Origin of the sequence: Paradesulfitobacterium ferrireducens (genome assembly GCF_017310645.1) — a bacterium.
In the GTDB taxonomy this organism is placed as follows: Bacteria; Bacillota; Desulfitobacteriia; order Desulfitobacteriales; family Desulfitobacteriaceae; genus Paradesulfitobacterium; species Paradesulfitobacterium ferrireducens.
In genome coordinates this window covers 56,604-62,722 of sequence record NZ_JAFLRH010000021.1, presented here as the reverse complement: position 1 = coordinate 62,722, position 6,119 = coordinate 56,604, and the positions used below count along the sequence as shown (strand labels likewise).

5 protein-coding genes are annotated in these 6,119 nt (G+C 55.9%); all 5 read left to right on the top strand.

What is annotated here, in order from left to right:
* Positions 1-2,064 (top strand): replication restart helicase PriA (priA, locus tag J0X21_RS08730; RefSeq protein WP_206811810.1); only part of this gene is annotated, 2,064 nt, incomplete at its 5' end.
* 104 nt (positions 2,065-2,168) lie between these two features.
* Positions 2,169-2,624, top strand: coding sequence for a peptide deformylase (def, locus tag J0X21_RS08725; RefSeq protein WP_206811809.1), 456 nt, complete (start codon positions 2,169-2,171; stop codon positions 2,622-2,624).
* 53 nt (positions 2,625-2,677) lie between these two features.
* Entirely contained in the window at positions 2,678-3,640 is a 963-nt protein-coding gene (gene fmt, locus J0X21_RS08720; protein ID WP_206811808.1) for a methionyl-tRNA formyltransferase, read from the top strand.
* Between the two features lie 12 nt (positions 3,641-3,652).
* Positions 3,653-5,032 carry a 16S rRNA (cytosine(967)-C(5))-methyltransferase RsmB gene (gene rsmB, locus J0X21_RS08715; RefSeq protein ID WP_206811807.1) on the top strand — a complete coding sequence of 460 codons (1,380 nt, stop codon included), beginning with the start codon at positions 3,653-3,655 and terminating at the stop codon, positions 5,030-5,032.
* 14 nt (positions 5,033-5,046) lie between these two features.
* Entirely contained in the window at positions 5,047-6,117 is a 1,071-nt protein-coding gene (rlmN, locus tag J0X21_RS08710) for a 23S rRNA (adenine(2503)-C(2))-methyltransferase RlmN (RefSeq protein ID WP_206811806.1), read from the top strand.
* Positions 6,118-6,119 lie beyond the last annotated feature (2 nt).

The window sequence follows — 6,119 nt, the reverse complement described above, 5'->3', positions numbered from 1 at the left end:
GCTGAGACCACGATTTGTTCAATTGCCCAAAGCTTGCATACCGTGTGGCCGCTGCTCAAAGGGAAAGCGGAAGAATGGGTAATCCCTTTAATCGATGCGGATGATCCGGACTTGCAGGCAATGGAGGTATTTGACCCGCAGCTGCACTTAGCGATGATGGTCTTACTAAGAGCCAGGCGCAAGGCCTTGCCCCTTGCCCAGCTTTATAAACGGACAGGAATTGCCCGCGTTCAGCTGGAAGAAATATTAGAGCGCGGCTGGGCTAAGACAGAGCACCGCTTTACTTCGAACTGGGGATCCGTGAATAAGAAAACATCCAAAATGTCAACACCCGTTGACGAAAACAATGCCTTCGAACAAATAGCGGCATCAGGAATAGCGTTAGATTCGGAAAATACAACGGAAAAAAAAGACATCTCTTTGACCCGCGAACAGCAGGAAGCCTATCAGCAAATCATTGCAGCCCTGGCGCAGGGATCTTTCCAAACCATCCTGTTGCACGGGGTGACAGGGAGCGGGAAGACGGAAGTATACCGGGCGGCGATTAGCCAGGTGCTGAAAGAGGGCGGTAGTGCCATTCTGTTAGTGCCTGAGATTTCTCTGACATCCCAAGTGGCGGATTATTTCGTGAAGGAGTTCTCAGCAGAAGTTATCATTCTGCATTCCGGGCTCAGCGTTGGGGAAAAGGCCAAAGCCTGGGCCGAGATCTTAGCCGGAAACAAGCGCCTTGTCATCGGCGCCCGCTCGGCCGTGTTTGCCCCGCTGCAAAACTTGCGTTTAATTATCCTGGATGAGGAGCATGACGGGGCGTATAAGCAAGGTGAAAATCCCAAGTATCATGCGCGTGAGGTCGCGCGCAAGCGGATGGAGCAAAAAAACGGGGTAGTCCTGCTCGGAAGTGCGACCCCTTCTTTGGAAGCGTATGCAGCCGCCCGCAGCGGCAAAATCCAGCTGGTATCCATGCCGGTACGGGTAGGGGATAGGCCCCTGCCTCCGGTTAAAGTAATTGACATGAGAGAGGAACTGGCCCAAGGAAACCGGAGCATTTTTTCCCGCTATCTGCAAAGCGCTTTGCGCCAGCGGCTGGAGCGCGGGGAACAGGCGATGCTTTTTCTGAACCGCCGTGGTTATTCTACTTTTGTAGTCTGCCGGGAATGTGGGCATGTGGCCAGCTGTCCCGGCTGTGATGTGGCCTTGACCTATCATAGCCAGGGACAAAAAATGCGCTGTCATTACTGCAACTATGAGCAAAGTGTTCCCCACCGCTGTCCCGAGTGCGGCAGCCGTTACATCCGTTTTTTCGGGCAGGGCACGCAGAGGGTAGAGGAGGAAATTGCCGGTCTGTTTCCGCAAATCCCGATCTTAAGAATGGATTACGACAGCACCCGCTCCCAGGAGTCACACCGCCTGCTCCTGGAGCAGTTTCGGCGGCAGGAGGCCTCGATAATGGTGGGAACTCAAATGATTGCCAAAGGGCTGGACTTTCCCAATGTCACTTTGGTCGGTGTGATCACGGCGGATCAGACTTTAAATATGCCGGATTTCCGGTCGCGGGAACGGACGTTCCAGCTTCTGACCCAGGTAGCGGGAAGAGCGGGCCGGGCGCATAAGGAAGGAGAAGTGGTGCTCCAGACGTATGCCCCGAGTGACCGGGCGATTGTGCGGGCTTCAAGCCATGATTATGTAACTTTTTTCTGGGAAGAGATTAACTACCGCCGGGAGCGCGGCTATCCGCCCTTTACCCATGTCATCCGGGTGATGCTCCAGCATGAACAGGAAGAAAGAGTGGTGCGGGCGGCGCACGAACTCGCTTTAAGCCTGCAGCGCGGAGTGAGTGGAATAGCCGCCGAAAATGAGTTCGTCGCAAAAGATAACAGTTTCGATATTTTGGGCCCTGCACCCGCAGTCTTGCCCAGACTAAAGAATGAATACCGCTGGCAGGTTTCGGTCAAAGGAAAGAACCTGGACCGTTTGCGCGCTTTTCTTCACCGCGGGGTGCGGGATTTTGCCCAGAGCCCGGCCAGCAGTGGGATTGCGCTTAATATTGCAGTGGACCCGCTTTAAAAATGGAGCCAATAGGTAGCAAAATCATAAGTGTAGAATAGGGTTAATATGTGTAAAAATATAGGAAAAGCTTATTCCGCAAGAATTAAGGGAGGGGAAAAGTTTTGGCAGTTTATCAAATCGTGGAAATGGGTGCTCCGGTACTGCGCGAGAAGGCGCTTGAAGTAAAAACGGTCAATACGAATATTCGAAAGCTGCTCGATAATATGCTGGATACGATGTATGCGGCTGATGGAGTGGGTTTGGCTGCACCGCAGATTGGAGTATCCAAACGTGTGATTGTGGTTGACGTGGGACACGGGCCAATCGAACTGGTTAACCCTGTGATCCTTGAACAGTATGGGGAAGCAACGGATTCGGAAGGGTGTTTAAGCATCCCAGGAGTAACCGGAGAAGTAACCCGGGCAGCCCGGGTGCGGGTGCAAGGGCTGAACCGCCAGGGAGTCCTGACGGAAATCCAGGGGGAAGGCCTTCTGGCCCGGGCTCTCCAGCACGAGATTGATCACCTGGAAGGGGTTTTATTCGTAGACCGGGCGTCGAAGACGCAAAAGAGCAAGTAATTAGTTGTAGGAGTCAGAATTCAGGAGTCAGGAGTAAGATCAGGAGGAATTGAATGAGAGTCGTGTTTATGGGAACGCCGGATTTCGCCGTTCCTTCTTTGCAAGCGCTTGTCGAAGGGGGGCATGAGGTGGCGGCGGTTTTTACGCAGCCGGATCGGCCTGCCGGCCGGGGCAAACAGCTTAAGCAAAGCCCGGTCAAGGTTTTTGCCACGGAGGCTGGGCTTAAGGTGTTCCAGCCGCCTAAAATTAAAGATCCGTTGACTGTGGCGGAGCTAAGTGAGCTTATACCGGACTGCATCGTAGTCGTGGCCTACGGCCAGATTCTGTCGCGGGCTATCTTAGAGATACCCCCCTTCGGCTGTGTCAATGTCCACGCCTCTTTGCTGCCGCACTATCGCGGAGCGGCCCCGATCCATTGGGCGGTGATGAACGGAGAGAGTGTGACCGGGGTGACGACTATGCTCATGGATGAGGGGCTGGACACCGGGGATATACTATTGCAAAGGGAATACGCGATCGAACCGGACGAGACCACCGGGGAAGTGCACGATGCCCTGGCTGAAATGGGGGGCACGCTTTTGCTGGCTACTTTGGACGGGTTGGCTAAGCATGCTATATCCCCCCGGCCTCAGGACGGGGAGTATAGCTATGCTGTCTTGCTGACACGGGATCATGAGCAAATTCAATGGGGGCGCTCCGCGCGGGAACTACATAACCAAATCCGCGGCCTCAATCCCTGGCCCGGAGCCTATACGCATTTTCAAGGAGAAGGGCTTAAAATCTGGCGCAGCCGGGTCATGCCCAACCTAAAAATGAAGAACGCCTCGATTGCGGTTCAACGTGAAGCACCGTCCCAACCCGGTCAAACGGTCGGAATCGAGCCGGACGGCATCCTGGTGCAGACCGGGGAAGGAATTCTCAAACTGCTCGAAGTTCAGCCCGCCGGCAAACGCCCCATGCCCGCGCGTGACTTCTTCAACGGCCGGCGCGCCACTATAGGAGAAGCTTTTAGCTAAAGGAGGATGCCCATGGCCCCCGAAGCCGGAACGAATAGCCCGACACCCAGGCAGGAGGCTGCCAGGATCCTGACTCAGGTAGAAACGGAAAAAGCATATGCCAACCTCCTCTTGCAGAAAAGACTGGCCCATTACCCGGAAGCCCGGGACCGCCAGTTTATCACCATGCTTGTCAACGGGGTGCTTAAGCACCGCCTGACCTTAGATTTTGCCCTGCGCCAACACCTCTCCAAACCCCTCTCAAGCCTTCCCCACCCGGTGCGCTCGATTCTGAGAATCGGCGCCTGGCAGCTTCTCTTTATGGAAAAGGTGCCGCCGGCGGTCGCAGTCAATGAAACGGTGGAGCTGACCAAGAGCGGTCAGCATAAGTATGCCGGCCTGGTGAACAGCGTGCTGCGCCAGGTCGATACCCGGGGTTGGGATTTACCCTGGCCGGATTCGAAACGGGAGGGAGTGCGCTATCTCTCCGTGCGCTATTCCCACCCGGAATGGCTGGTGCGCCGCTGGTTGAAACGCTGGGGCTTTGAGGAAACGGAGGCCTTGTGCCGGGCTAATAACGAACCGGCCCCCACCTGGATCCGCACCAATACCTTAAATACTTCACGAACGGAACTTGAAGAACGCCTGGCTCAAGAAGGGGTCAAGACCGAGATGGGCAAGCGGGTGCCGGAGAGCCTGATCATCCGGGAGTTTGGCGCGGTTGAGAAGCTCAAGAGCTTTCAGGAAGGACTGTTTACCGTTCAGGATGAGAGTTCGCAGCTGGTGGCCCATGTACTGGCCCCGGCTCCGAACATGCAGGTGCTTGATGCTTGCAGCGCCCCCGGCGGCAAGACGACCCACTTGGCCCAGCTGATGCAGAACCAGGGTTTAATCCTGGCTTTTGACGTTCATACCCATAAGCTTCACTTAATCGAGGAACTGGCTGAGCGGCTGGGGGTTCGGATTATCGAGCCGCATCTGGGAGATGCGCGCGAACTTCCGGGGGTCAAGCCCTTAAGCCAAGAGCGGGTGCTGGTGGACGCTCCCTGTTCCGGTCTGGGTGTGATCCGGCGCAAAGCCGACCTGCGCTGGCAGAAGGAGGAGCAGGATTTGCTGGGGCTGCCGGAGCTGCAGCTGGCGATTCTGGAAAAAGCGGCCGCGTGTGTGGCCCTCGGAGGGGAGCTTCTCTATTCGACCTGCACGGTCGAGCCGGAGGAAAACTTCGAAGTGGCCAAGGCTTTCCGCCAGGCCCATCCGGAATTTGAGCCGGTTGATCTTAGAGAGAGCCTGCCGTTTACCCTTGTGGATGAGCAGGATGCCCGCCAGGCGGCCAAAGGAATGCTGCAGCTGCTCCCGCACCGGCATGGGATGGATGGTTTTTTCCTAGCGAAATTCCGGCGCACCCAAGTTTAGCACGTACAAATTAGGTGAATACTATGAAAAGATTGGAATTACGGGCCTTAAGCGAGCAGGAGTTAACGGGGGTTTGCACCGGCCTGGAACTGAAAAAGTTCAGAGCGGGCCAGGTGTTTCAGTGGGTGCAGGGAAAAGCCGTGCAAACCTGGGAGGACATGAAAAACATCCCGGCCCAGGAACGCCTGCAATTGGCTGAAGGGTTGGATTTTCACCCTTTGGAGCTGGTGCGGGAACAGCGCTCCCATGACGGGACCCGTAAATATTTATTCCGGCTTCAGGATGGGGATACAATCGAATGTGTGCTGATGGAATATGAGCGTAAGTCTGCCCGCGACCGCCGTACCGTCTGTGTCTCAACCCAAGTGGGGTGTGCGGTGGGCTGCGCGTTTTGCGCCACCGGCCTTGGCGGCTTCCGGCGCAACTTGTCCCCAGGGGAAATCGTCGGCCAGGTTTTAGACATAACCCATCACCTGCGCCGGGAAGATCCGGAATTTAACGTCACCAATATTGTGTTCATGGGGATGGGGGAACCCCTGCTTAACTATGACAGCGTCATAAAGTCCATAACCCTCTTGAATGACGCCAAAGGGCAGAATATCGGAATGCGGCGCATGACCATCTCCACCAGCGGGGTCGCTCCCAAGATCCGGCAGCTGGCCCGGGATAACCCGCAGGTAGGGTTGGCGGTATCCCTGCATGCGGCTACAGATGAAGTGCGCGATGCCTTGGTGCCGATGAACCGCCGCTACCCGCTCAAGGAGCTGATGGCGGCCTGCCGGGAGTATTCAGACCTGACCAACCGCCGCCTTACGTTTGAAGTGGCCCTGACAGCAGACACTGCCCGGCGGTCTCAGGCGGAGGAATTGGCAGGCTTGCTTAAAGGACAGTTGGGGCATGTGAACTTAATACCGGTCAATCCGGTGGCAGAAACCGGGATGAAACGCCCCCTGGCTTCAGAATTAAAGACATTTGCCGAAGTGTTGGTAAGAAGCGGCTTAACCGTTACCGTACGCGAGGAACGGGGCACAGATATTGACGCAGCTTGTGGACAACTGCGTCGACAGTGGGAGAGTGAGTCATAGCT